At 52.5% G+C, this 24823-nt stretch carries 30 protein-coding genes and 1 other annotated feature; of the genes, 23 read left to right on the top strand and 7 right to left on the bottom strand.

From position 1 onward, the window contains the following. The first annotated feature begins 105 nt into the window (after positions 1-105). The 4 genes from NWF35_RS15735 to NWF35_RS15720 all read left to right on the top strand — a co-directional run bounded on the left by NWF35_RS15735 (position 106) and on the right by NWF35_RS15720 (position 3251). Positions 106-1230 carry an aminopeptidase gene (locus NWF35_RS15735; RefSeq protein WP_301240398.1) on the top strand — a complete coding sequence of 375 codons (1125 nt, stop codon included), beginning with the start codon at positions 106-108 and terminating at the stop codon, positions 1228-1230. 114 nt (positions 1231-1344) lie between these two features. Next, positions 1345-1599 (top strand): AbrB/MazE/SpoVT family DNA-binding domain-containing protein, encoded by a 255-nt coding sequence (locus NWF35_RS15730; protein WP_301240396.1) that lies wholly within the window; start codon positions 1345-1347, stop codon positions 1597-1599. Positions 1600-1684: 85 nt separating this feature from the next. Further along, complete coding sequence (locus NWF35_RS15725; RefSeq protein WP_435873927.1) at positions 1685-2761, top strand: M42 family metallopeptidase; 1077 nt, start codon at positions 1685-1687, stop codon at positions 2759-2761. Positions 2762-2777: 16 nt separating this feature from the next. After that, positions 2778-3251 carry a PaaI family thioesterase gene (locus NWF35_RS15720; RefSeq protein WP_301240394.1) on the top strand — a complete coding sequence of 158 codons (474 nt, stop codon included), beginning with the start codon at positions 2778-2780 and terminating at the stop codon, positions 3249-3251. Between the two features lie 502 nt (positions 3252-3753). Here the strand turns inward: NWF35_RS15720 and NWF35_RS15715 are convergent. Beyond that, complete coding sequence (locus tag NWF35_RS15715; protein ID WP_301240392.1) at positions 3754-4128, bottom strand: molybdopterin-binding protein; 375 nt, start codon at positions 4126-4128, stop codon at positions 3754-3756. A gap of 119 nt (positions 4129-4247) precedes the next feature. Between NWF35_RS15715 and glsA the strand changes: the two genes are divergently transcribed. Both glsA and NWF35_RS15705 read left to right on the top strand, forming a co-directional pair. Beyond that, positions 4248-5165 (top strand): glutaminase A, encoded by a 918-nt coding sequence (glsA, locus tag NWF35_RS15710; RefSeq protein ID WP_301240390.1) that lies wholly within the window; start codon positions 4248-4250, stop codon positions 5163-5165. 197 nt (positions 5166-5362) lie between these two features. Beyond that, entirely contained in the window at positions 5363-5662 is a 300-nt protein-coding gene (locus NWF35_RS15705) for an Fpa/YlaN family protein (protein WP_435873926.1), read from the top strand. Between the two features lie 53 nt (positions 5663-5715). On the opposite strand, the gene NWF35_RS15700 is transcribed toward NWF35_RS15705, so the two are convergent. Together NWF35_RS15700 and NWF35_RS15695 are read right to left on the bottom strand one after the other, a co-directional pair. Next, positions 5716-6060: a LysR family transcriptional regulator substrate-binding protein gene (locus NWF35_RS15700; RefSeq protein ID WP_301240387.1), complete on the bottom strand. Its 345-nt coding sequence runs from the start codon at positions 6058-6060 to the stop codon at positions 5716-5718. Continuing rightward, positions 6008-6601 (bottom strand): LysR family transcriptional regulator, encoded by a 594-nt coding sequence (locus NWF35_RS15695; RefSeq protein ID WP_301240386.1) that lies wholly within the window; start codon positions 6599-6601, stop codon positions 6008-6010. The genes NWF35_RS15700 and NWF35_RS15695 overlap by 53 nt, the downstream gene beginning before the upstream one ends. Positions 6602-6707: 106 nt before the next feature. Here NWF35_RS15695 and NWF35_RS15690 point away from each other — a divergent pair, with 106 nt between their 5' ends. Next, a complete protein-coding gene (locus NWF35_RS15690) occupies positions 6708-7805 on the top strand; it encodes a citrate/2-methylcitrate synthase (protein WP_301240384.1) in 1098 nt (365 codons plus the stop codon). 44 nt (positions 7806-7849) lie between these two features. Here NWF35_RS15690 and cax read toward each other — a convergent pair whose 3' ends face one another. Continuing rightward, complete coding sequence (gene cax, locus NWF35_RS15685) at positions 7850-8992, bottom strand: calcium/proton exchanger (RefSeq protein ID WP_301240382.1); 1143 nt, start codon at positions 8990-8992, stop codon at positions 7850-7852. Between the two features lie 336 nt (positions 8993-9328). Here cax and NWF35_RS15680 point away from each other — a divergent pair, with 336 nt between their 5' ends. From NWF35_RS15680 to NWF35_RS15660, 5 genes are all read left to right on the top strand, one after another. Next, positions 9329-10000, top strand: a complete 672-nt coding sequence (locus tag NWF35_RS15680; protein WP_301240380.1) for an HAD family hydrolase — start codon at positions 9329-9331, stop codon at positions 9998-10000. 138 nt (positions 10001-10138) lie between these two features. Beyond that, positions 10139-10954 (top strand): NYN domain-containing protein, encoded by an 816-nt coding sequence (locus NWF35_RS15675; RefSeq protein WP_301240378.1) that lies wholly within the window; start codon positions 10139-10141, stop codon positions 10952-10954. Positions 10955-11006: 52 nt separating this feature from the next. Then, the gene (locus NWF35_RS15670) at positions 11007-11789 is read left to right on the top strand and encodes an SDR family oxidoreductase (RefSeq protein WP_301240377.1); all 783 of its coding nucleotides are present in this window, start codon (positions 11007-11009) and stop codon (positions 11787-11789) included. 28 nt (positions 11790-11817) lie between these two features. Further along, positions 11818-12195 carry an Asp23/Gls24 family envelope stress response protein gene (locus NWF35_RS15665; RefSeq protein WP_301240375.1) on the top strand — a complete coding sequence of 126 codons (378 nt, stop codon included), beginning with the start codon at positions 11818-11820 and terminating at the stop codon, positions 12193-12195. 65 nt (positions 12196-12260) lie between these two features. Continuing rightward, positions 12261-12524, top strand: a complete 264-nt coding sequence (locus NWF35_RS15660) for a hypothetical protein (RefSeq protein ID WP_301240374.1) — start codon at positions 12261-12263, stop codon at positions 12522-12524. On the opposite strand, the gene NWF35_RS15655 is transcribed toward NWF35_RS15660, so the two are convergent. Next, positions 12506-12850 (bottom strand): YugN family protein, encoded by a 345-nt coding sequence (locus tag NWF35_RS15655; protein WP_301240373.1) that lies wholly within the window; start codon positions 12848-12850, stop codon positions 12506-12508. The two genes, NWF35_RS15660 and NWF35_RS15655, sit on opposite strands and share 19 nt — an antisense overlap. A 236-nt stretch (positions 12851-13086) precedes the next feature. Here NWF35_RS15655 and NWF35_RS15650 point away from each other — a divergent pair, with 236 nt between their 5' ends. From NWF35_RS15650 to NWF35_RS15610, 9 genes are all read left to right on the top strand, one after another. Then, a complete protein-coding gene (locus tag NWF35_RS15650) occupies positions 13087-14274 on the top strand; it encodes a M20 metallopeptidase family protein (protein WP_301240372.1) in 1188 nt (395 codons plus the stop codon). Between the two features lie 106 nt (positions 14275-14380). Further along, positions 14381-15070 (top strand): DUF421 domain-containing protein, encoded by a 690-nt coding sequence (locus NWF35_RS15645; protein ID WP_301240370.1) that lies wholly within the window; start codon positions 14381-14383, stop codon positions 15068-15070. A 65-nt stretch (positions 15071-15135) separates the two neighbouring features. After that, positions 15136-15564 carry a CBS domain-containing protein gene (locus tag NWF35_RS15640; RefSeq protein ID WP_301240368.1) on the top strand — a complete coding sequence of 143 codons (429 nt, stop codon included), beginning with the start codon at positions 15136-15138 and terminating at the stop codon, positions 15562-15564. A gap of 185 nt (positions 15565-15749) precedes the next feature. Continuing rightward, on the top strand, positions 15750-16148 hold the full coding sequence (locus NWF35_RS15635; protein ID WP_301240367.1) for a YhjD family protein: 399 nt from the start codon (positions 15750-15752) through the stop codon (positions 16146-16148). Positions 16149-16168: 20 nt separating this feature from the next. After that, on the top strand, positions 16169-16363 hold the full coding sequence (locus tag NWF35_RS15630; protein ID WP_301240365.1) for a hypothetical protein: 195 nt from the start codon (positions 16169-16171) through the stop codon (positions 16361-16363). A 123-nt stretch (positions 16364-16486) separates the two neighbouring features. Then, the gene (locus NWF35_RS15625) at positions 16487-16831 is read left to right on the top strand and encodes a cupin domain-containing protein (RefSeq protein ID WP_301240363.1); all 345 of its coding nucleotides are present in this window, start codon (positions 16487-16489) and stop codon (positions 16829-16831) included. A 259-nt stretch (positions 16832-17090) separates the two neighbouring features. Beyond that, complete coding sequence (spoVAC, locus tag NWF35_RS15620) at positions 17091-17549, top strand: stage V sporulation protein AC (protein ID WP_301240479.1); 459 nt, start codon at positions 17091-17093, stop codon at positions 17547-17549. Positions 17550-17564: 15 nt separating this feature from the next. After that, complete coding sequence (gene spoVAD / locus NWF35_RS15615; protein ID WP_301240361.1) at positions 17565-18614, top strand: stage V sporulation protein AD; 1050 nt, start codon at positions 17565-17567, stop codon at positions 18612-18614. Next, complete coding sequence (locus NWF35_RS15610) at positions 18611-19288, top strand: GDSL-type esterase/lipase family protein (protein WP_301240359.1); 678 nt, start codon at positions 18611-18613, stop codon at positions 19286-19288. Before spoVAD ends, NWF35_RS15610 begins: the two co-directional genes overlap by 4 nt. 339 nt (positions 19289-19627) lie before the next feature. Here the strand turns inward: NWF35_RS15610 and NWF35_RS15605 are convergent, their stop codons facing one another. Then, positions 19628-20383, bottom strand: coding sequence for an HAD family hydrolase (locus tag NWF35_RS15605; RefSeq protein ID WP_363321631.1), 756 nt, complete (start codon positions 20381-20383; stop codon positions 19628-19630). 111 nt (positions 20384-20494) lie between these two features. Beyond that, positions 20495-20755, top strand: a binding site (T-box leader). Between the two features lie 51 nt (positions 20756-20806). Here NWF35_RS15605 and aroF point away from each other — a divergent pair. Continuing rightward, a complete protein-coding gene (gene aroF / locus NWF35_RS15600; RefSeq protein ID WP_301240355.1) occupies positions 20807-21820 on the top strand; it encodes a 3-deoxy-7-phosphoheptulonate synthase in 1014 nt (337 codons plus the stop codon). Between the two features lie 206 nt (positions 21821-22026). Further along, positions 22027-23103: a S8 family peptidase gene (locus NWF35_RS15595; RefSeq protein ID WP_301240354.1), complete on the top strand. Its 1077-nt coding sequence runs from the start codon at positions 22027-22029 to the stop codon at positions 23101-23103. Positions 23104-23720: 617 nt separating this feature from the next. Here the strand turns inward: NWF35_RS15595 and NWF35_RS15590 are convergent. After that, a complete protein-coding gene (locus NWF35_RS15590; protein ID WP_301240353.1) occupies positions 23721-24533 on the bottom strand; it encodes a PHP domain-containing protein in 813 nt (270 codons plus the stop codon). Between the last annotated feature and the right edge of the window lie 290 nt (positions 24534-24823).

Genomic DNA, 24823 nt, shown 5'->3' with positions numbered 1-24823 from the left:
CCGCAAAGTTGACGATTTTTCTGTAATCGGCGAGTGTCAAGACGCTTTCACCCATGATACAATCGAAGAGAAAACGGTCAGGCAGTGGAAAAGGAGGAAACGACCATGCAAGACCCACGGTTATCGCAATTGGCAAAAGTATTAGTGCATCATTCGTGCAGGGTGAAAAAGGGTGACAATGTATTGATCGACGTGTTCGGCCCGGACCACGATCTCGTACGGGCGTTGATACCGGAAATCCGCGCAGCCGGTGGGTATCCGTTTGTTCAACTACATAACCATGCATTGATCCGGGCGATGTTACTGGACACCGATGAGGAGCATATGAAACGTCTGGGCGAAATCGGCCTGTATCAGATGAAACGGATGGATTGTTATATCGGTATCCGCGGCGGGCAAAACATCATCGAACTGTCCGACGTTCCGTCCGACCATATGAAGTGGTATATGGAACATTTCAACCATCCCGTCCACACCGAACAGCGGGTGAAACACACGCGGTGGGTGGTGTTGCGTTATCCCAATCCGTCGATGGCCCAACTGGCCAATATGAGCACGGAGGCATTTGAGGATTTCTATTTCCGTGTCTGCACGTTGGACTACGGGCGGATGGCCAAAGCGATGGAACCGTTGGTGAAGCGGATGGAGCAGGCCAAGGAGGTGCGGATTGTCGGGCCGGGGACGGATCTCACTTTTTCCATCGAGGGAATGCCGGCCATTCCATGCTACGGACAGTGCAACATTCCCGACGGGGAAGTGTATACCGCTCCCGTCCGCAATTCCGTGAACGGGACGATCACGTTCAATACGCCGACGGTATATCACGGAGTGAACTTCGAGAACGTCCGCCTGCGCTTTGTCGACGGCAAGATCGTGGAAGCGACGGCCAATGACACCAAGCGGTTGAATGAGATTTTGGATACGGACGAAGGAGCGCGCTATATCGGGGAATTCAGCCTCGGCTTCCACCCGCACATCCGGCATCCGATGAAGGATATCCTCTTCGACGAAAAGATCGACGGCAGTTTCCACTTCACACCGGGAAGCGCCTATGAGGATTGCGACAACGGCAACCGTTCTGCGATTCATTGGGACATGGTCTGCATCCAACGGGAGGACTACGGCGGAGGGGAAATCTACTTCGACGGCGAACTGATCCGCAAAAACGGCCGTTTCGTCGTACCGGACTTAGAACCGCTCAACCCCGAAAATCTGGACATTTCCGCATAAAATGGTTTCAAATCTCTTTAATAGGGAAAATGTTAGTAGATTTGAAGGGAACTACAAGTATGCTGTAGGATTTTCCCAGCAAAATTCCAGGAGACCAAAAAGGAGTGGTTGGGCATGAAGGCAACAGGGATTGTCAGAAGAGTAGACGAGCTGGGACGGATCGTCTTGCCGGTGGAATTGCGCCGCACGTTGGATATTGATGTGAGAGACCCGGTGGAAATCTACGTGGACGGCGACAACATCATACTTAAGAAATACAGTCCTTCCTGTCTGTTTTGCGGCCAGGTGGAAAATGTCATCTCCTACAAAGGGAAAAACGTGTGCCAGACTTGCGTGGAAGAATTGGTCTCCATGAAGGATCGTGCGTAACCGGTCGGGCAGGTAGGCCCGTTTTGCTGGTTTCTCCCCCTCTCCTCCTATCGGCCTGTTTTTGCAGGCCTCTTTTTTGTGTCTCATGTCCGCTGGTATAATTCGGAATAGGAGAGGAGGGTGCAAAGTGGAGGAACAATTGGTCTCCACCTTGGTTGAATTGCTGAACATCCCGAGTCCGACCGGGAGAGCAGACGCGGCCATTACATACGTAGAGGAGCGCTTGAAAGACCTGCCGTATTCGCTGATCCGCACGCACAAAGGAGGGCTGTTGCTCGAGATTCCGGGAAAGGATGAGGAGACGATCCGGTTCATCACCGCCCATGTGGATACACTGGGGGCGATGGTGAAACAGATCAAAGAGAGCGGTCGTTTGCGGATCACTGCAATCGGGGGGGTGACCTGGCACTCCCTCGATGGGGAAGGTTGTACGATTGAGACTCAGTCCGGTCGGTGTTTCAGGGGCACAATCTTGGCTACACATTCTACTCCTCATGTCTATGCCGACGCCCGGACGCAACCACGAACGGAAGAAAACATGGAGGTTCGCTTAGATGCCCGTGTCCGCGATGCCGATGAGGTGCGTCGACTGGGGATCAATGTGGGCGATTTTGTCTTTTTTGATCCGCGTGTAGAAGTGACGGAAACCGGATTTGTCAAATCGCGACATCTGGATGACAAAGCCAGTGTGGCTATTTTGATCGAACTCATCCGCCGGATTGCCGATGAAAGATGGATCCCACCGGTCACTACACACATTTTTTTCAGCAACTACGAAGAAGTGGGACATGGCGCCAATGCGGTGATCTCGGAAAAAGTGCGGGAATATTTAGCCGTCGACATGGGTGCGATCGGAGAAGGGCAGGAATCAGACGAATTCAGCGTCTCCATCTGCGCCAAGGACTCCTCGGGACCATATCATTTCGGCTTGCGGCAGAAACTGGTCCATCTTGCAGAACAGCACGGCATACGCTATCGGGTCGACCTGTATCCGCGATACAGCTCGGATGCCAGCGCCGCTTTGCAGGCGGGACACGACCTCATCTGGGGACTGATCGGGCCGGGAGTGGATTCGTCCCACGCATATGAACGGACTCATCGTGAGGCATTGGTCCATACGTATCGGTTATTGTATCATTATCTTCAAACACCGTCACTTTAGAGAGGGAAAAAGCGCGATGTGGGATGAAATCCGGGAAGTGCTGGAAAACGGCAGTGAGGAAGAAAAAGAGTTGTTCCGACTCACTTTACAAGCCGTCCGGCAAAAACGGGAGAGGCAAAGTGCGTATCCATCCGGATTCATGGGCTTGTCTGGCAGGTTTGTGGCCCCCGATGTGTATGAATTCCGGGTGTCCGTCACCCCCTATTTGCTCAACCGTGGCGGAGTGGTTCACGGCGGTATGACCGCCCTATTGGCCGATTCCACGATGGGGTCCTTGATCAACCGTTCGTTGCCGGACGACCAGTTTGCCGTAACGTCGGAGATGAAGATCCATTATCTCAGTCCGGGGAGGAGCAAGGAACTGATTTCACGCGCCACCTTGCTGGATTTGCGGCATCCGTTTGCCGTAGCTTCCTGCACGGTCACTGATGAGCGGGAGCGAAAGATCGCCTACGCCACCGGTACGTTTTTCATCGGAACCCGCAGATAAACACCATCCCCTGCGGCATGAGCCCGCGGGGGATGGTCGATTTTAAAGAGCGTGTGGGAAAACCCTGCCCTTTAGGGTTGGGATGAAAGCGAGTGTCGGACGCGGGGGGCTTCAGCACCGACATTGTTCCAATGAGCTTCTGATCAATTCTGAAAATACCGGTAAAATCCCGTATAATACAATGATGCGAGAAAAAACATACAAAGAGGAAGTGATCACGATGATGAGAACCTACCTCGGAGTGCGGTCAGATCGTAAAGAAGACATGAAAAGAACGTACCCATCGTTGCTACGGATATGTGGCAGACAGAGACGTCAATGCCGCAAGAAAAATCCTGCATCGAGCGATGGGATACGTTCCTGAACCGAGATACTGACAATAACACTTTTCTAGGCTTGGACGAAGCCTTCGTGGATGGATTTGGGTTGCCACGCCAGATGAAGCGAGAAGCTCACGGCGACCCAGGGGAGTGCCTCTGGTGCTTAAGCTGTGTGGAGCAAGTCACTTTCCTGCGACGAGTTCCAGCTTGGTCAGATAGCCGATTGGTTGACCTGCCAAATTCCCTTTCTGCAGGTACAACAGCGCCGGGCCGTCCGGGCGAATCGGCTTGCCATCGCGAGTGAAACGTAAAATGCCCGAACGCGCTTCTTCCAGAGTGATTTTGATTTGATTGCCGTCGGATTGGTGACAAATGACGTGAGTGGCATCCGGATCAGGTTCGGCATGCTCCAGAAAGATGGACAGTTTCATCCCGTAACCCTCGACGCCTGGGAAATATTCTTCCATGGGAATTTTGCGTTCGTCCACGATCCAGATCGTCGGATCGAGGTTGATCTGAAATCGGACTGCTCCGGTGATCAAAATGACTTCGTTCATGTGATGTCGGCTCCCTCGTCTGGATGGTTTATTTGGCATGTTTCATTATACATGATTGGTTGGATGCAAAAAATAGGATGTAAGACGATCAGCCCGCAAGCAGTCGAGGAGGAAAACAGATGAGACACCCCCTGTTGGAAGAGCTGGTGGCCAAACACCGGCCAGATACCAAGGACGGCAAGGTAGCGGATTATATCTCCGCACTCAGCCGACAAGATCCATCCCTGCTGGGCATCGCAACGGTGACACCCAATCAGAAAGTGATGTATGGCGGGGATGCACCGACGGTCTCATTCACTTTGCAAAGCATCTCAAAAGTGATCAGTTTGGTGTTGGCGTTGATGGATCATGGAGAAGAGACGGTATTTTCCCAAGTGGGCATGGAACCGACGGGGGACCCGTTCAACTCGTTGTACAAACTGGAAATGATGAGTCCGCCCAAGCCGCTCAATCCCATGATCAACGCCGGTGCAATGGTGGTCAGCTCGCTGGTGAAAGGATCGGGTGTAGAAGATCGGGTCGGTCGTCTGCTGGATTTGGTACGGGCGATGGCAGACAATCCCGAGATCGAAGTGGACGAAGAAGTGTTCCGATCCGAATATGAAACCGCGCACCGTAATCGTTCGATCGCCTACTTTTTGAAAGAATACGACCAAATCGACGATGTGGAAGAAACCCTGCAGGTGTATGTGCGGCAATGTGCCATTCGTGTCACTTGCGAGGATTTGGCACGGATTGGTCTGAGCTTGGCCCAGTATGGGCGTTCCGTGACCGGGGAACAGATTATCCCGCAATCGATCGCCAGGTTGGTGAAAACCTTTATGGTGACATGCGGAATGTACAATGCGTCGGGGGAATTTGCCATCCGGGTCGGCATTCCCGCCAAAAGCGGCGTTTCCGGAGGGATCCTGGCTTCTGTGCCGGGCAAGATGGGGATCGGCATCTTCAGCCCCGCATTGGACGACAAAGGAAACAGCCGCGCTGGTGTTCGGTTGTTGCAGAGTCTGTCACAGGCATGGCAACTGAGCATTTTTTAATGGAGTTTGGGACGGTTTGGAAGATGGGTGGCCTGATTTCACTTCGTCCTTAGAGGGAATGAGGACACATTGAACTTGTCAGATTCATGTGGGTCAGCACTTTGCAAATTAATCGGGAACATGTTACACTATGATCAAGTGTAGTGGGTACGGCCGTTTACATTCCTAAAAGAGTAGCGGTCGGATAGGGGGGTTCTCTGTTGACGCCAACACAGACCGATCTCAATCTACGGGCGCTGGAATTGTTGCGCGAAGATGCGGAAAAGATTCACCAGTTGATTCATGTGCAACTGGAACATTTGACAGCGCCGAAATGTCCGTTGTACGAAGAAGTTTTGGACACGCAGATGTTTGGCCTTTCCAGGGAGATCGATTTCGCCGTCCGGGCGGGCTTGATCGATCGGGAGCAAGGCCGGGAGATCATCAGCGACTTGGAAAGGAAGTTGGCCGATCTCTACACGAAAGTACTCCCCTTATCAAAAACCAAAGAATCATGACGCGCGAAGACTCCGATTGCGGGGTCTTTTTTATTTTTCTCTATGAATACGTTCTACTCTTCAAATGGTGGGTAAATCCCGCGCAAATCATCCACCAAACGGCGGAGCGCCGGAGAAAGGGCCCGACGGTCAGGATGAAACAGACAAACGGGCAGTTGCGGATGCAGTTCAGGGATGCGCAACAGGCGCCATCCGCCATGGTCATGGGTCAAGGCCATCCGGGGGAGGATAGCGACCCCAATTCCTTCGGATACTGCTTGTTTGATCGTTTCCATGTCGGGCAATTCGAGAATGGGATCGATGGTCAAATCGTGCCGTTTCAATTGTTCATCGATCAGCCGTCGCTCAGTTGTCCCCTGAGAAGGAAGGATGATGGGGGTTTCCGGTAAACGTTTCAAATGGAAAATACGCCATGCGGGCGATCGGGTCCTGGAAGGAAACGGCCGATGTCAACGTGTCATAGACCAAAACGGATACGGGAAAGCGGAAAGGGATACCGGTCCGGTATGCGATGCCCAAATCGATCCGCCCCTCTTCCAACGCTTGAATGATCTGCACTTCGGTTAGGGTCAGCATGCGGATGTGAACTTGGGGGCGTTCGGGGTGCAAGTAGGGAGATAATCGCTGAAGCGTAAATCGTGCCAGAGTGGCATCGACACCGATTGTGACCCGGATAATCGAATCGCCATTTTTTTGATGCAGGGCATGTTTACTTTCTTCATAAAGGGAAACCATTTTTTGGGCATAGGGAAGAAAGGATTTTCCCTCCGGTGTAAGCGAAACGTGGGGACGGTGGAACAACATGCAGCCCAGCTCCTCCTCCAGGCTCCGGATTTGTGCGCTGACGGCGGGTTGGGTCAACATCAGCTCTTCTCCGGCTTGGCGAAAATGCCGATGCTTCGCTACCGTGAGAAAGGTGATCAACTGTTGGATGTGCATAAGACCCTCCCGTTTGATTAAATTCATTTATCAACGTCATGATAATGATAAATTAGATTTTTTTCAACAATTCGACTACGATGGGAGGTGAAAGGAGGAAATTCATTTGAACAAAGCCATTGGCTTAGATGATGTGGTAGTGGCTGAAACGGCTTTGTCCGCCATTGATGGAGAGCGGGGACATCTGGTTTACCGCGGATATTGGGCGAAGGAACTGGCGCTGTCGTCATCGTTGGAAGAGGTGGCGTATCTGTTGTGGTACGGCCGTTTGCCCACACAGGCGGAACGAACCGTCTTTCTTCAAAAATGGCGGGAGGCTCGGGAGTTATCGGAAGAGATGCAGCGATGGCTGATGTCCCTTCCACGATCCTTGTCTATGAGCAGCGTCTTGCAGTCGGCTATCGCCGCCTTATCGGACGAAACACAGTTTGACTGGCCGCCGACGCCAGATCAGGCATTGCAAGTGGCGGCCAAAATTCCGACGATCATCGGGGTTCGCCGCCATGCGTTACAGGGTGTGCCGTTTGATCCTCCGATGCGGGATTGGACCCATGCGCAATGGCACGGTTGGTGTACGTGCGGAAATGTGTTGCCTCCCCGATATGTGCGCGCACTGGAGGCTTATCTCATCCTGACGGCGGAACACGGACTGAATGCGTCTACCTTTACAGCTCGCGTTGTGACATCCACACAGGCGGATCTACCGTCTGCGCTGTCGGCCGCTATCGGCGCATTGAAAGGTCCGTTGCACGGCGGTGCGCCATCTCATGTGGAAACCATGCTGGAGGAGATCGGTGACGAACGGCTGGCCGAGGCGTATCTGCGATCGCGTCTGGAACAAGGAGAGCGATTGATAGGCTTCGGTCACCGAGTGTACAAAACCGTCGACCCCCGGACAGAAGCGCTGAAAGAGATCGCACAAGAGATGGCCGAGGAGGAGCCCTGGTTTCGGTTGGCACTCTATGTGGAAAAAGAAGCGGTCCGTCTGCTACAGGAATACAAACCGGGACGCCAACTGTACGCCAATGTGGAATTCTATGCATCGGCAGTGTTGAAAGCGATCGGTTTGCCCAAGGAGATGTATACGCCCACCTTTGTGGCTTCACGGGTGATCGGGTGGGCCGCGCACGCGTTGGAGCAGGCAGCAACTAATCGGATCATCCGCCCCGGTTCCCGCTATGTCGGTCCGATGCCGCAAGAGTGACGAAATCCCCCTGCAACCGCAGGGGGATTTTTGTGATGTGAGTCTTAGACGACAAAGAATGCCGTACCCAAAATAACGTAAACCAACAGCAACAACACGCCTTCATACCAGTTGGTAGACCCGTCACGGGAAATGGAGGAAGCGATGAAAGCAGAGACAGCAATCGCCGCCAGTTCGTAACCCGAAAACACCAGATCCATCGGTTTGCCGACCAAGTAGCTGGCGAATACCAGTACCGGCGCGACAAACAATGCCACTTGCAAACTGCTGCCGATCGCGATTTCCACCGCAGCGCCGATCCGGTTTTTCATTGCCAGGAACACCGCGGCGCTGTGCTCGGCGGCATTGCCGATGATCGCGATCAGAAACGCACCGACAAACAGCTCCGACCAACCCAGTGCATGTGCGACGGCTTCCACGCTGTGGACCAACCATTCACTTTGAAGGGCGACAAAAGCGGTGGAAACCAATAGGAGCAACAGAGAAATGCCTTTGGACCACTCCGGTCCCTCTTCTTCTCTCTCCGCAACGGGTGCTGATGCAGCGGCAAAGGCCGGCGTTCCGACAGTCGGGACCTTTTCCGGTTCGTCCAGCGGAGAGTGTTCCTCCGGCATACCGTCCACTGCATCTCCCAATTCTTTGCGGTGGGTTACCAAGGAGAAGAACAGCCAAAGGAAGTATCCGATGATCAGTGCACCAGCAATACTCAGGCTCAAGATATGTATTTCTGTTCCTTGGAGTCCCTTGATAAACACAGCGGGAATGAATAACGCGATCACAGCCAGCAACATCAGGGAAGCATTGTGTCCGGCCAGCATCGTGTTAAACCGTTGAATTTTGTACCGCAAACCGCCGCACAGCACACTCAATCCGAGTACGAGCAACAGGTTGCCGATGATGGACCCTGTAATACTCGCCTTGACCATATCGAACAATCCGGCTTTCACCAAGAAAAACGCGATAATCAGCTCAGCGGCATTGCCGAAAGTAGCGTTCAAAAGCCCCCCCAGGCGTTCGCCGGCGTAATGGGCGACGCTTTCCGTGGCCTTACCCAGCAATGCGGCCCAGAACAACAGCGAAAAACAGGCAGTGGCGAATTGAGTCGGTTGGGAATGGAGAAAAAAGTGCGCACCGATACTTAGAAGTGTAGACATGATCAACAACGGCAAAAACCACTTTTGCTTCATCATTTCTCACTCCTTGCTCCATTTAGTTTGTCCTCGGATGCTCCCATCATACTTGATCGATCGGTTATGTCAGATCAGCCCTTTGGTGGGAGGAGATTTCATCACTGTGACATTTTTTGTTTTTTGTTCCAATCGCTTTCGGAACAATTTCAAAAAATGTCGCTCCCTTGTATTGTACGGGAAATCTCGTTGAATGCAATGGGGGAAGCGGACAGGATTTGATACTGATGAAGCGAATCAACATACCAAACCGAACAAGCGGTTTTTGAGTTCGTGTGAAACAGCTGTCAAAGGGATTTACCAGAAGGTCCTGGATGAGAAAGGTGGCGATCAAGAGTGGTTGCGTGCCTGATTTTCGATCTGGAAGATACGCTGTGCGACTATCGGCAAGCGATGGAAAACGCAAAACAAAAGGTGAGTGACATTTTACGCGGGATTGGTGTCGATCCCGCTTCGTTTTGGACAAGATACCATCAATTGGAACCCGTTCTGTTTCAACAGTTTACCGAAAAGAAGCTGACTGTGGAGGAATATCGGGTCGAAAGGTACGCGGATGTTTTGAGAGAGTGGGATAAGAGCAAGCTGGAATGGGTGGACCGTTTGAACGCGGTGTACATGAACGAAGCGAACCATCGGATTCAGCTGTTTGAAGATGTGATCCCGTTTCTTGCAAATATGAAGAAAAACGGAGTGATGGGAGCCGTTTTGACCAACGGGCCTGCCGACGGGCAGCGCAACAAGATGGCGGCATTGGGGTTGACCGATTATGTGGACAAGATCTACATCAGTGCCGAGATAGGCTATTCGAAACCGGCGAGGGAGGCGTTCCAATACGTGTTGGATGATTTGCGGCTCTCCGCCACGGATGTGTGGACGATCGGAGATTCACTCGCTGTCGATGTCAAAGGGGCCCATCAGGTCGGGATCAAAGCGATTCTGCTTGATCGTGCAAATAAGTATCCGGATTATGCAGGCCCCAAAGTGCGTAGCCTGATTGAATTACTGTAACTAAAGGATTCGTATGTGCGTTTGTCGAATTCATCCATAATCAAGAAGCCGGAAGCGTGATGTTTGGTTGATAGATGGAGATGACATAATCCGAGGCGGTGAAGTTTGCAACAAAGTGAGGGATCGGAGGCCTTACCCATGAATTTGGAGAAACATATCGCCGTGTTCATCGATTTGGAAAATGTCTATTACGGACTGAAGAAATACCATATGGATCCGGATCATCCCGATGCGCACCACAACTTGTTTCTGCGGTTGCAGGAACATTACGGCAAGGATAAGATCCGTATGATGGAGGCGTACGCCGATTTTGAACAACTTGACTTGTCCATGATGAGCCTGCAGCGCAAACGGGTGCATGTCCATCAGGTGTATGGTAACGGACGGGGCGGGGAAGAACGGAAAAACGCCGCAGACATCCAGCTTTGCTTGGATGCGATGGAAGTGTTATACGAGATTCCCGAGGTGACGACATTTGTCATTGTCAGTGCCGACCAGGACATGATCCCTTTGCTGGATCGTCTGTGGTCTTACGGTAAAAAGGTGGAGCTTTTCTGCCTGTTTGACGAGAGCCTCTCCAAATCCGCCCAGCTTCCCGAATTTTGTGATCGGATTTACAACCTGTTCGAATTTTTGCACATTCCTCAGTTTCAGAATCTCTCCCAAATGGATCGATTGGTTCAAAGCGCCATCATCCATATTTATGAGTGGTACGAGGACCCCAACAATTTTGACAAGAGCTACGGCAGCTCCTGGATCAAGAAGGATTTCATGCGCAAGTTCCGATTGTCCGACGCCGAAGCGAACGATTTGTTCACCAGGCTTGTGAGGGGACGTTATTTGGAGCCTTACGAGATCGGCGTGGATGGAAAGAAATTCTACGGATACCGAACCAATATGGAACATCCGCAGGTGCGGTTGATCGTCAAAATCGCCGGGTATATGGTAGGATAGAAGTACTAATGAGGCAATTTTCATTGCTACGAAAGAGAGGAGATTGGTGGCGTTGGATCTCGGACTGAAAGGTAAAGTGGTGTTGGTGACAGCAGCCAGTCGGGGATTGGGACGTGCGATCGCTCACCGTTTGGCTTCTGAGGGAGCCAAAGTGGCTGTTTGCAGCAGGGATCAGGCTCGTGTGGAACAAACCGCTCAGGCGATCGCCGAGCAAACTGGAGCCGAAGTGTTCCCCGTGACGGCTGACGTATCGCAGGCGGAACCGGTGAACAAGCTGATCGATGAAGTGGTCGGTCGGTGGGGACGGATCGATGTTTTGGTGTGCAATGCGGGTGGACCGCCCAGTGGCACATTTGAGATGTTTGACGATGAGGTGTGGCAACGAGCGTTTGAAACCAATCTGCTGAGCGTGGTGCGATTGGTGCGGGCTGCTTTGCCGCATATGTCCAAAGGCGGCAAAATCATCACCATCGCTTCCACCAGTGTCAAACAGCCGATCCCCGGTTTGATTTTGTCCAATACGATGCGGGCCGGGGTGGCCGGTCTGATGAAGTCGTTGGCTGAGGAGCTGGCTCCGCGCGGGATCTTGGTCAATACGGTTTGCCCGGGTCGTATCGCCACGGATCGCGTGCAAGAGTTGGATGAGTCTCTCGCCGAGAAAAAAGGCGTATCAGTGGAGGAAGTGCGCAGAACTGTATCCGCTCAAATTCCACTGGGACGCTATGGAGAGCCGGACGAATTTGCCCGTGTAGTCGCGTTTCTGGCTTCTGAAGCCAACACTTATGTGACGGGTCAGGTGTTGATGATAGACGGCGGAATGGTGAAAGCATTATAACATATATTCTAGATCAAGGAGGATCTTTATGTCGGAAACCTTATCCCAAGGAAGCATACGGATTGCCGACGATGTAGTGGCAGTGATTGCTGGCTTGGCGGCTACGAAAACAAAGGGGATTGCCAGCATGTCCGGTGGTATCACCGAAGGTTGGGCCAAACGGGTCAGTGGTAAAAACGTGACGCGCGGTGTATCGGTGGAAGTGGGTCAACTGGAGACAGCCATCGATTTGCGGGTCATCGTGGAATACGGTGTCAAGATCAATGAAGTGGCGCGTGAGCTGCAACACAACGTCAAAGAGGCGGTAGAAACGATGACCGGTCTCCGCGTGGTCGAAGTCAACGTCAAGGTGGAGGGCGTCGACGTCAAGGAGAAAGAAGACGAACAGGAAGATCGCGTACGCTGAAGATAAGCCGCCAGGTTGAAGACAAGGTTCACCGACTCCGATTTCCCGTCTCAGTGTCTGGCCACTTGATCAGCCGCAACGTAGCCTTACCGAATGGAGAACCGGGAAGCGCAGGCATTCATTTGCGGGCAATCTCCTTTAAGCAAGGGTACTTTGTGCCCGCGTTCTGCGCTGCCCGGTTCGGAGCGGCTAAGGCTAGTATTCTTGCAGAGTATGGAGTGATCCGGGAAAACGAAATGGATCGATCCATCAATCCAGATCTCAAGCATTGTCAGCAGTCTCAGCCGCCATTGATGGCGGCTGTCGTCTGTCATGTGGTCAATTTTTGATGAGTTTCTTTCAAGACGGAGGCAATGGCTTCCCGGAATGCTTCAGGGATCTCTACCGAGTAATCCAGTCCGTGTGGAAAAATATGATGGGCAAATGCGGCATTTTCCAATTCCACTATGGCCTTGGGGTTTTCCAACTGTCCTTCCACTGCCCGGGCCATGATGCGCAGATAGTAGTCCTGACCTGTTTTTTCATCATGGAATTTCATGTCGTAAACAGCTTTGTTGTAATCCCATGACCAGCGAACAAAGCCCAAGCCGGTCAAAACGCTTTCCACTTCGCCAAACGTTTTGCGAATCCCTTTCAACTGGACTTCTTCCAACACATTGGCTCCCCCTCTCTTGACGCACAACATCCCTTTTCATGATAGTATGTTCTGACAGCGGGTGCAAGGCAGCCGATTGGCCAGTAGTGAGGTTTTGATTCGGTTTTTCCTTGAAAAGCCGTCTCCGTTTCCACATTGATTTTTCGTGTCACCGGATGTTTTTTTGTTTGAAGGACGTTTTCTGTTAAGATGAAATTCCAAGGTTCTTGAAAGGTGTCGGGAGGGACTTTTATTACATGCGAAATTGGAATGAACCGATTCGTGCGCTGTTCCCGCAAATGGTGAAATGGCGCCGTGAATTTCATATGCATCCGGAAATCTCTTTCCAGGAAGTGCGCACTTCGGCACGGGTAGCGGAAATCCTGAAACAAGCCGGTCTGGAGGTGCGCACTGGTGTTGGCGGAAGGGGTGTGATCGGGATTCTTCACGGTAACGGCGATTCGTCACACACTGTGGCCTTGCGTGCCGATATGGATGCGTTGCCCATTCAGGATGAGAAGACGTGTGAATACCGGTCCACCGTACCCGGCGTTATGCACGCCTGCGGTCATGATGCTCACACGGCTGCTCTGCTCGGTGTAGCCGTTCTGCTTAGTCAACACCGTGATGAGGTTCCCGGTCGGATCGTTTTTTTGTTTCAGCACGCCGAAGAAGTCCTTCCCGGAGGGGCAGAGCGCATGATCGAAGACGGTGCGTTGGAGGGAGTGGATGCCGTCTACGGTGTTCATTTCTGGACCTCTTTTCCCGTCGGGGTTGTCGCTTTGAATGATCACGCCCTGATGGCCGGGGCGGACACATTTCATATCGAGGTGATCGGCAAAGGTGGGCACGGCGGTTTGCCGCATGAAACGGTGGATGCGATCGCCATCGCATCCCATTTGGTCGTCAATCTGCAAACTGTTGTCAGCCGGCAAATCGATCCACTCAAGTCGGGTGTCATCACCATTGGTCACATTCAAGGCGGTCGGGCGTGCAATGTGATCGCAGAACGGTGCGTGATGACAGGCACGATACGTACATTGGATCCGACGCTTCGGGAATTTATCTCCGCCAGAATCAGCGAGGTGACTGAACAGACTTGCCGGATGTACGGGGCCACTTATCGCGTTGATTTCGATTGGGGCACACCTCCACTGGTCAATCATACTGTCGAAGCCCACAGAATGGCCGAAGTGGCCCGAAAGATCGTAGGCAACGCAAAAGTGTGGGAAGTGCCTCCGATGATGGCAGGAGAGGACTTTGCCTACTACCTGCAACAGCGCCCGGGCGCTTTCTGTTTTGTCGGTGCGGGCAATCCTGAGCGCGGCATCCGTTATCCGCATCATCATCCATTATTTGATATTGACGAAGAGGCGATGAAAGTGTCGGCCGCGTTGCTCATTGAGACCGCGATGTCGTATTTGCGGGGAGATCCGGTGAATTAAAGGGGTTTTTATATGGGGGACAGATCAGGAGCGTTTTCCTCGCTCTTTTTTTTTTTGGGAAAAAGTGGACATACTATCTCCTGATCAAATGCGGGAGGGAAAAGAGATGGATTTTTTGGAGGTAATCTTTCAGACGGTCATCGCTTTCATGGTGATTCTGGTGTTAACCATGATTCTCGGAAAGCAGCAAATCGCCCAGATGACTTATTTCGAATATATCAACGGGATCACATTCGGGTCAATAGCGGCCACATTGGCGACCGACATCGACCAGCATACGTGGCAGCATTTGATCGGACTGGTGTTGTTCGGGGGGTTGACCTTGCTGTTGTCGTACCTCTCACTGAAAAATCGCAAAGCCCGCCGCTGGTTAGAGGGAGACCCGGTCATCGTCATCCAAAACGGCCAGATCATGGAGGAAAATCTGAAAAAAAACCGGTTTCATTTCGACGAAGTGATGGAACTGTTGCGACAAAAAGGCGTGTTCGACATCTCCCAAGTTCAGCAGGCCGTATTGGAAAACGACGGACAAATCACGGTGATGCTGAAACCGCAATATCAGCCGCTCACCAAAGACAGTATGTCCAAGCCACCGGGACCTGCCAATATGCCGATGGAATTGGTGATCGACGGCCAGGTGATCTATGAAAACCTGCAAAAGGCCCGCAAAAATGGACAGTGGCTCATGAACCAAATCCGGAAGCAAAAAGGGGTGCAGTCACTTCGTGACGTCTATTACGCCAGCTTGCAGTCGGACGGTACTCTCTATGTGGATGTGCGCAATGATCAGGTCTGAGAATAAAACACACACCTGCACGCCACAATAAGCAAAGCATCGTATGAAAAAAGGAGGAACCCTGCATGGGACAACTGAAAGATATCATGACCCAACAAATCGCTTACGTTACCCCACAAGATAACGTGTATGAAGTGGCCAACCTGATGAAACAGCACAACGTGGGGATGATTCCGGTCGTTGAAAACGGCGCGTTGCAAGGTGTCATTACCGATCGCGATCTGGTTCTGCGCTGCATCGCAGAACGGCAACCCAACTCCCTGAAGGCAAGCGATATCATGACCGGCAATCCGGTCACGGGCCATCCGAACATGTCGGTGGCTGAAGCTTCCCAACTGATGGCCCAACATCAAATCCGTCGTCTGCCTGTGGTGGAAAACGGGCAAATGGTCGGAGTTGTGGCGATCGGGGACATGGCAGTTCGTGAACCGTTCTCCGATCAAGCGGGTCAGGCATTGAGCAACATTTCCGAGCCGAGCCAACCGCAAATGTAACGTTGCATTACCTATTGGAGCCGGGAAAAACCTACGTCGCCTTTCATGCCCGCATTGACCGCGGGGCTGAAGGCGGCGTTTGCTTGTTTTTGGATACAATTTCCGTCGTTATCGAAACATATGTTCGCATATAATAAAAAACGGAAAATGATGCAGGTGTGATGGCCAGGTAGGTGATGTCCATGATGATTCCGCCGGAGGAATATAACCGATTCGCCGATCTTATCAAGCGGCTGGTGGTATTGGACGTGCTGGCCCGCGCACTGGAAATCGATCAACGGGGGATGGAGCGCCTCCCTTTAAAACTTGGAAGAGTGTGGAAGGAGACGATGGCGGAGATCATTCAGCGCGTAGAGCGGGAGCGGGTGCAATGCCGCCGGCAACTGCGCCGGTGCGGGGGACACATCGTGGAGGTGCGCCAATGGTCGGATGCACGGGAAGTGCAGGCGCGGTTCCGCGGTTTTTTCTATCGACACTGGTTTGACAACGAATGGCTTCGCAGTGAATGTGAAGAGTGGCTTCGCTCGTATTGGCGGGAGGGCAAAAATACCAGACAACAAACACCCCAGACTCGGTCACATTAAACATGAAGGGAGGATGTATCATGAGAAAAGGCCTGATTCCCGTTATGCTGGGTACATTGGTTTCCACATTGGGCGTTTCGCTGATCAACCGCAAACGGAAAAACTGGTTCCGTACAACTCGTTCCACCCGTCCGTACGGTTGGGGTGTGTTTGGATTTGGTTTGGCTCAGATCATACTGGGCGGAATGGATCTGTTTCGTCGGCGCGCGCGATGATAAAGATGAGAATAGGGGAAAGTCTTCCCACTTTTTCTTGTAAAAAGTTTGCTTCCGTCAGTTGAATCATATCCCGAATTTGCAGTACAATGTACCCAAATGGCGAAGGGGGTTGCAAAATCAATGGAGGGGCCCTATGTAATTCGCAAGGGTGGCAGTGACTGGATTCCGATGGGAAAAGGAGTGCAGCTGAGCTATCTGCGAAAAAGCGGTGAGGAATACAGCATTTTGCTGAAGATGGAGTCCGGCGGCCGTTTTCCGATGCATGAGCACGTCGGTGGAGAAGAAGTATATGTCATCGAAGGAAGCGTGCAAGTAGGAAAAGTGCGTTTGGAACAAGGGGACTATTACTATGCTCCTCCTGGTGTGAGCGAAACTGCCATGACGGAAGACGGTTGTACCTTGCTGATCACCTCCGCACGGGGCTTGGAAGTCAACAATCCAACAGCCAAAGTGACGGCTCACTGACAGTCGTTCCACATATATATTGCTTCATGATGGCCAAGCAGGAGGCACGTTTATCCGACCGGCACAAAATTGCCGGACGGAAAACGTGCCCTTTTTCGTCTGTTCGACTTTGTGGGTGTGCCTGATCACCTTCAAACGCCTTTACTGGATGTCATCGCATAAAATCCTCGGTTTCATCGCACGATATGAAAGCGATTGTTGATCGAGGGAGTGCGATGCAAATATGAGTAACAAAGAACAACAAGCGGAACAGCTAGCCATGAAACAGGCTGAGGAGCAAGCGCAAAATGCACAATACCAGCAAGTGGCGAAACAACATCAACCCCGGCCCAAAGTGCTTCGAAACTGTTTGAAGGCGTTTGTGGCCGGCGGCTTGATTTGCGTGATCGGTCAGTTACTGCAAAACATGTACATTCACGTATTTCATTTTCAACCGGACAAGGCGGGGGACCCGACCGTGGCCACCCTGATCTTTATCGCTGCCGTGCTCACCGGATTGGGCGTGTTCGATAAGATTGGGCAGTGGGCCGGAGCGGGAACGGCGGTGCCTGTGACCGGTTTTGCCAACTCCATTGTATCTGCGGCATTGGAACACCGCTCGGAAGGATGGGTGCTCGGTATCGGCGGCAATATGTTTAAACTGGCCGGAGCAGTCATTGTGTTCGGCGTTGTGGCCGCCTTTTTCATCGGGATTATTCGTACGTTGTTCTTTTCGTGAAAGGAGGGGTGGACGATGGCGATCAACGGAACGAAAGCACTGGGAAGAAGTACATGGGTTTATCCATCAGGTGTTCAGATCTTGTCCAGCGCAACGGTGGTAGGGCCCAAAGAAGGCGAAGGATTGCTGAAAGATGACTACGACATCATTTACACGGATATGTATGCCGGGCAGGACACATGGGAAAAAGCAGAGCGGAAGATGCTGGAGGATGCGGTCGCTACAGCCGTGGAAAAAGCGGGGTTGCAGACATCGGACATTCCGGCCTATCTGGCGGGTGACCTGTTGAACCAAAATATTACCTCGTCTTTTTCGGCCAAAACACACCAGATGCCGTTTATGGGCGTGTACGGTGCCTGTTCTACTTCCATGCTGTCTTTGTCGTTGGCGGCGGCGTTGGTGGATGGAGGGTATACACCCTATGCCGTGGCCGGTGTCAGCAGTCACAACTGTACCGCGGAAAAACAATACCGTTATCCGACGGAATATGGCGGACAAAAAATGGACACGGCACAATGGACGGTGACCGGAGCCGGAGCAGCAGTGGTCGGACGGGGCGGAGACGGTCCTTTCATCCGTTATGCTACCATCGGGAAAGTGGTCGATCGGGGGGTGAAAAATCCCTTTGATTTGGGAACGGCGATGGCTCCTGCCGCTGTTGACACGATCCAGACTCATTTTCAAGATACGGGTCGCAGTCCGGAAGACTACGATTTGATCGTCACTGGCGATTTGGCCAAAGTGGGCCACCCCATCGCCGCTGATCTGCTCAAGCAGGCGGGGTATGACCTCGGTGAGCGGTTCCAGGATTGTGGGTTGATGATTTACAGTCCGGGTCATGAAGTCTTCGCTGGCGGCAGTGGATGTGCGAGCAGTGCGGTGGTAACCTACGGACACATTTTGAAGCAGATGCGTCAGGGTACATGGCGACGGGTACTGGTGATAGCAACGGGTGCTTTGTTGAGCCCGATATCCTATCAACAAGGCGAATCCATCCCCTGTATTGCTCACGCAGTGGCTTTAGAAATGTCTCAAGCGGCGGAAGGGAGCGGCGGATTGTCATGAGTCAGATCGCCTATTTGGCTTTGGGCGATTCGTTAACGGAAGGAATTGGGGCTCACATTCCATTTGTTGAGCAGTTTTTCGACCACCTGCGTCGAACGGATGATTGCCGGGTGCGAAACTGGGGTGTTTCCGGTATGACGTCGGAGGAACTGTTATCGATGTTGGGAAATCCGGGGATCGGTCGGTTGGTAGCGCGTATGTCCCACATCACCGTAACCACGGGCGGTTGCGATTTTATCCGAACGTATGAAACGGACGGTGTTTCCATCATCAGTTTGACCCGTACCATGCGGCGAGTACAAATGCAAGTGGATCGCATCCTGGGTATGCTCAGGCAATACAATCCGGAGGCGACAATCCATCTGTTGGGGTTTTATTTGCCCCTACCCGCTTATGAGCAGGGGTTGTGGCTCGCTACCCGGTTGATCACCTCGATGAACCAGGCATACCAGCGATTGTGCCGGAAACACAGGGTTTATTGGGTTGACCCGTTTGACACGTTCCTCCACCGCCATGACTATTTTGCCGATGAAGTCCATCCTAACCAAAAGGGGCACGACCAATTGGCCCGTCTTTTCATTCAAACAGCGGACCCGGAAAGGGCCGGAAGCGATACAGGGTTGGTTTTGGGGGATGAAGGAGTAGCGGATCAATCGCCAACAGTCATCTCCTAGAGTTTCTTCGGGAACCCTTTACCCAACTTGTCCCATGTGGTGAAGTCACTTCCCATATAAAGGGTTCCCTTCAATTCATTTTTTGTCAGACACGACTTTGAGAGTGGCGGTCCGGGAAATCCTCTTCCCCTTCTCTTTATCCATGAGGGAGCAAATGCTTTCCCAGGTGAGCGAAGACCCGGAAAGCGCAGGAATGGAATCGCGGGCCACTTCCTCTCAGCAAAGCGTACTTTGCCTGCGACCTGCACTCCGTGTCGGAGCGGCCATGACCTGCTTCCTCGCAGTGTGCAGGTGGAGTGAACCGGGAAAGTAATTGGACAGTATTCCCCAGACAGGATTCTAGTTATTCATCCCTTCCTGCTTCCATATTTCAAGCAATTCGTCTAAGGTACTGATGACATATTGGGGACGACATGTTTCGTGAAGCTCCGTCGGTACGCCTTCCCGATAGAGGCGGGCCGTCAGACAGGTGGAAAACGATGGATGACGGGTCCGCTCCGTGAAGGGGATGTTTTGCAAATCCGAATGCAATTCACGGTAAATCCACACGGATATCTGGTGAGCCCTGTTCGCTCCCAACACATCTTGATCCAACCGGTCTCCTACATGAATCACCCGTCTACCTTTTCCGAACTGGAAGAACGACGCTTGCGGTTTGGCGCACCGCATCTCCTCCGGTGTGTAGAACCCGCTGAAATACGGGGTCAAGCCCAGACAGTCCGTTACAGGCCGTTGGTATCGAGTGAATCCGTTGGTAGCCGCTACCATATGGGCGCCTGCTTGGGTCAATCGATCCATTGCCGGTAACACATCCGCAAACAACCATACTTTCCCCACACATGCGTGTTTTTCCACCAATTCACGTACGGTAAAGGGGATAGCGTGTTCCAAGGCGACCGTGCAAAGGATGTCATCCCAGTCGTAGGCCTCCAGGTAGGCGCCATCCGAGAGCCGTCGCCGGTGTTCTCGGATGAGGCGGTTCACGGGGTTTTCCTCTGGAAAATGTGATTGCAACCAACGGTTGATCTCCGGGAACACCCAGCGTCGAAACGGATTGATCATCAGTGTGTGATCCAGATCAAAAGAAAGCACCACTTCATTCAATCGCCCCATCCCCTTTTTTGGTCAAGTTCCATTCTCCTCATTCGCCCTGTTGACAGATGTGCCGGAACGTGATAAGTTATAAATCAAATTTCACTTTCATACCTAAAAGCGTTGAAGAGGCGAAGTAGGCAGTGGAGACCCGATTGCAGAGAGCCGGTGGTGGCTGCGAACCGGTATCGGCCCATTGACCGAATTACCCCTCGGAGCAGTTGGCTGAAACGTTGAGGGTGATCAGTGGCCCCACGGAGTAGGTCAAACCGGATTCCCCCGATATCGGGAATCGTGCGGACGATCGGTCCGTGCAACTGAGTGGAATCTTTCGGGATTCAATAAGGGTGGTACCGCGAGCTCCTCGTCCCTTACGGATGAGGAGCTTTGTTATTATGGATATTCGATTCAAGGAGGCGGCACGTCATGATCTTGGTGTTGGAACCAAACTTAACGGATGAGCAGGTGGCGAACATTGTCCGTCAGTTGGAGGAAAATGGGGTTCAGGTTCATTATTCCAAAGGTGTGGACAAAACAATTCTCGGTCTGATCGGTGATAAGCGGAAACTCGCAGAACTGCCGGTGGAACGGTTTCCCGGCGTGGAAAAAGTGGTGCATGTCAGCGAACCGTTCAAGTTGGCCAGTCGCCATTTTCACCCGGAGCCGAGCCGAATCCAAGTGGGCAACGTTGTCATCGGCGGCGAGGAACCGGTAGTGATTGCCGGACCGTGCTCCGTGGAAAGCCGGGAGCAGTTGATGACCACAGCGGAAGCAGTGAAAAAAGCGGGTGCGCAGATCCTGCGCGGCGGGGCGTTCAAACCGCGTTCTTCCCCCTACTCGTTCCAGGGATTGGGTGAGGAAGGTCTGAAATTGTTGGCCGAGGCGCGCGAAAAAACCGGCATGCCGATCATCTCCGAAGTGATGGATCCAGAAAACCTGGAGCTGGTGGCTGAGTACGTTGACATCCTGCAATTGGGTGCCCGCAACATGCAAAACTTCCATCTGCTTAAAAAAGTGGGGCGGATCAACAAACCGGTGATGTTGAAAAGAGGTCTTTCCGCCACCATCGAAGAGTGGCTGATGGCGGCAGAGTATATTTTAAACGAAGGCAATCCCCATGTGATCCTGTGTGAACGCGGGATTCGCACGTTTGAGCAGTACACGCGGAACACGCTGGATATCAGTGCCGTTCCGGTCGTCAAACACTTGAGCCATTTGCCGATCATCGTTGATCCCAGCCATGCTGCCGGAAAATGGCGCTATGTGACACCATTGGCCAAAGCGGCGATCGCAGTCGGCGCGGATGGCTTGATGATCGAAGTGCATCCCCAGCCGGAAAAGGCGTTGTCCGACGGACCGCAGCAGCTCACGTTCGAAAAGTTTGATGAGCTGATGCGCCAGGTGAAGGCATTGACGACACAGTTGGAGACGGTGGGTTAACGAATGCCTCCTTGATCCGCTCTGGTGCGTGTCCAGGGTGTGTCTGATGATCAGGGTCTCATAGGCCGGATTCTCCCGATCGGGAGACCGGCCTTTTTTTCATTCACCAACTGTAGATCCCTGCTAAAAATCAACCGATGGCTCAAGCGTCTCGTCCAATCTTCCATTCTAGTTGTCTCATACATTGTGGTATGAGGTGATGAAACATGATGGAAGATCGACGGTATACGTTTCTGTTTCGCACCTCTCCCAAACCGGAGAAGATCCGGCAGTGGGGAGGGAAGGTCTACCATGTCAGCCGCTACAGTCGATCGGTGTCCGCCGTCGTACCTTCGGCCAAAGCGCTGAAAGCGCTATTGCGCGACCACGATCTCATTTTGGCCGAACAGGACCGTTTGGTGGGGTTGCCTTCACCGCAGTTGGAACAGATTTATCGAGTTCGGAGTTTTCAGGAAAAATCGCGTCGACAGGTGTTGCCCTGGAACATCCAGCGTGTTTGGAACGCCAAACCCGTGTCAAACGCCGGTAAGGGCGTACGTGTAGGCGTGATTGACACCGGGATCGATTTGACCCATCCCGATCTCAGAGGCAATATCAAGGGTGGGGTCAACCTGATCAAACCAAGTGCCTCCCCTCAGGATGATAATGGACACGGGACGCACGTGGCCGGGATCATTGCCGCGATTAACAATCGGATCGGTGTGGTGGGTGTGGCACCTGCAGCGCAATTGTACGCCATCAAGGTGTTGAACAGTCGCGGCGTGGGTACGTTGTCCACATTGATAAAAGGGATCGAATGGGCGATCGACCACGGTATGCACATCGTAAACATCAGTATCGGTGGGGGGACGTCCGTTCCCGGAAATCTGGTCGCCGCGATCAATGCCGCGGTCAATCGGGGGATTCTCGTGGTTGCTGCAGCGGGCAATAACGGGCAGGCCAACGGCAAAGGCAACAATGTAGAAGTTCCTGCAAAGATCCCCGGTGCCGTCGCCGTAGCCGCATTGGCCAAAAACAATCATCGTGCGCCATTTTCCGCGACGGGGCCAGAAGTGGATATCGCCGCTCCCGGTGTGCGGATTTTAAGCACTTTCAAGGGCGGCCGTTATGCTGTTTTGAGCGGGACATCACAGGCGGCACCGCATGTGGCGGGGGCGGCGGCGGTATTCAAACAGTTGAACCCGGGTTTGCCCCTTACGGTACTGAAACAAATATTGTTCAGACGTGCCAGACAAACAGGCTCTCCTCGCCTGACGGGAGCAGGTTTGTTGCAAATCCGTTGACTTGCCCTTGATTCAGCCAAAATCACTGCTCCTCGGATATCATCCTCATTCTCAGGAAAACCTTGAGGAAACAGGCAATAAAGATGGCACGTATTGTAGATTTGGGACCGGATGGTGGAACAACGGTATGAACATTTGGTGGAAATCAAGCGGGGCACCCGTTCGTCGAGTCCCCGTTTATGCGTTAGATAGAAATGATGGGTTGAAAGACGGCGTCCGTCGGACGAGACGGTGTGGATGATTGGTGAAAATCAACCAATGGACAGCGGAAAGTGCGGATATCCCCCAAATGGGTTGAACATACGCTATGGAAAATACCAATGGAAATTGCGATTGAAAGTCTGTTCATCATTGCGGACGATGTGTTTTGAGCCGAGAAAGATGGAAGTACGGGAACGGATAAACGTATTCTGACGAATAAGGGCCGCTAGTGGCCCGGTTCATTGTTTTCGTCTATTTTTCTTTATCACCCACACCATTTTTGCGAGTTTCACATACTTCGGTAAAGACAAACAGATGCAAGTTTTTGGGTTATCTGGAATCGTGTGAAAGGAGTGATATGTGGATGCCACCGGTGCGATACATTCGGCGCAACGGTCGAATAGGCATGAACATCATTATTTGGCATCCGGACTGATCATATCTTTACCGAAACACCCCAGCCGACGCTCATCATTGTGAAAGTCGGAGCCTCCGGTGACAGCAAGCCCTCTTTCCTGCGCCAAATGGTAAAATAAGCGGGCTTGATCGGATGTGTGGGCAGGATGCCACACTTCGATACCGTCCCAATTCATTTTCAACAGATCGGCGAGACATCGGTCGTCCCGGATCAATCCGGGGTGAGCCAACACAGCTTTTCCGCCCTCTTGGTGTATGAGATGAATGCCTGCTTCTGTTGATAAGGACTGTTTTTCAATATGGGCTGGTTGACCGTCCGCCAGATACAGATCAAAAACGGTTTGTACATCTGGTGCATATCCTTTTTGTACAAGCGCTTTGGCAATGTGCGGGCGGGCGATCACCCCGTCGGCGCTGTAAACCAACACCTCTTCCATCGAAAGCTTCATCCCCAGTTGGTCCAGTTTTTCCAGGATGCGTTCCGCCCGTATTCGGCGGCCTTCCCTGTATGCCGTCAGTTTCTGATGAAGCCGGGAAGGGTGGTCAAACGCATAACCCAGCACATCCACGCTGCTTCCCAAGAAACGGGTAGTGATCTCCACCCCCGGAATGACCCGGATACCCTCGTGTTCTCCCGATTGCTGTGCTTCTTCGATTCCCGCCAATGTATCATGATCGGTGATGGCGATAGTAGACAAACTAGCCTGTTTCGCTTTCACTACGAGTTGGGCTGGCGGATACTCCCCATCAGAGGCTGTTGTATGCGTATGCAAGTCAAACGTTCCCCACGGCAAATCGAACAGGATAGACACTGTGTTTCCTCCCCCGGGCTGTGGTTCGGTTCGATCGACGGATGTTTTGTCTCAGCATATGGGAAGAGATTCATTTCGGTGAAAAAATGCCTCCCCTACCCAAGGGGAGGCAGCAGGTAGGGCGTGTTTGGTCCGTGGGGGAGCAAATGCTTTCCCACGGATTTACCAAGCCCGGCCGAGCGAAGACCCGGAAAGCACAGGAATGAAATCGCTGGCGACTTCCTCTATGCGAAGCGTACTTTACCCGCGTCCCGCGCTTGGGTCGGAGCGGCCATGATCCGCTTCTTTGA

This window comes from Polycladomyces subterraneus (assembly GCF_030433435.1).
Taxonomy (GTDB): domain Bacteria; phylum Bacillota; class Bacilli; order Thermoactinomycetales; family JIR-001; genus Polycladomyces; species Polycladomyces subterraneus.
The sequence above is the reverse complement of the archived record's forward strand: the minus strand, read 5'-3'. Positions and strand labels throughout refer to the sequence as shown.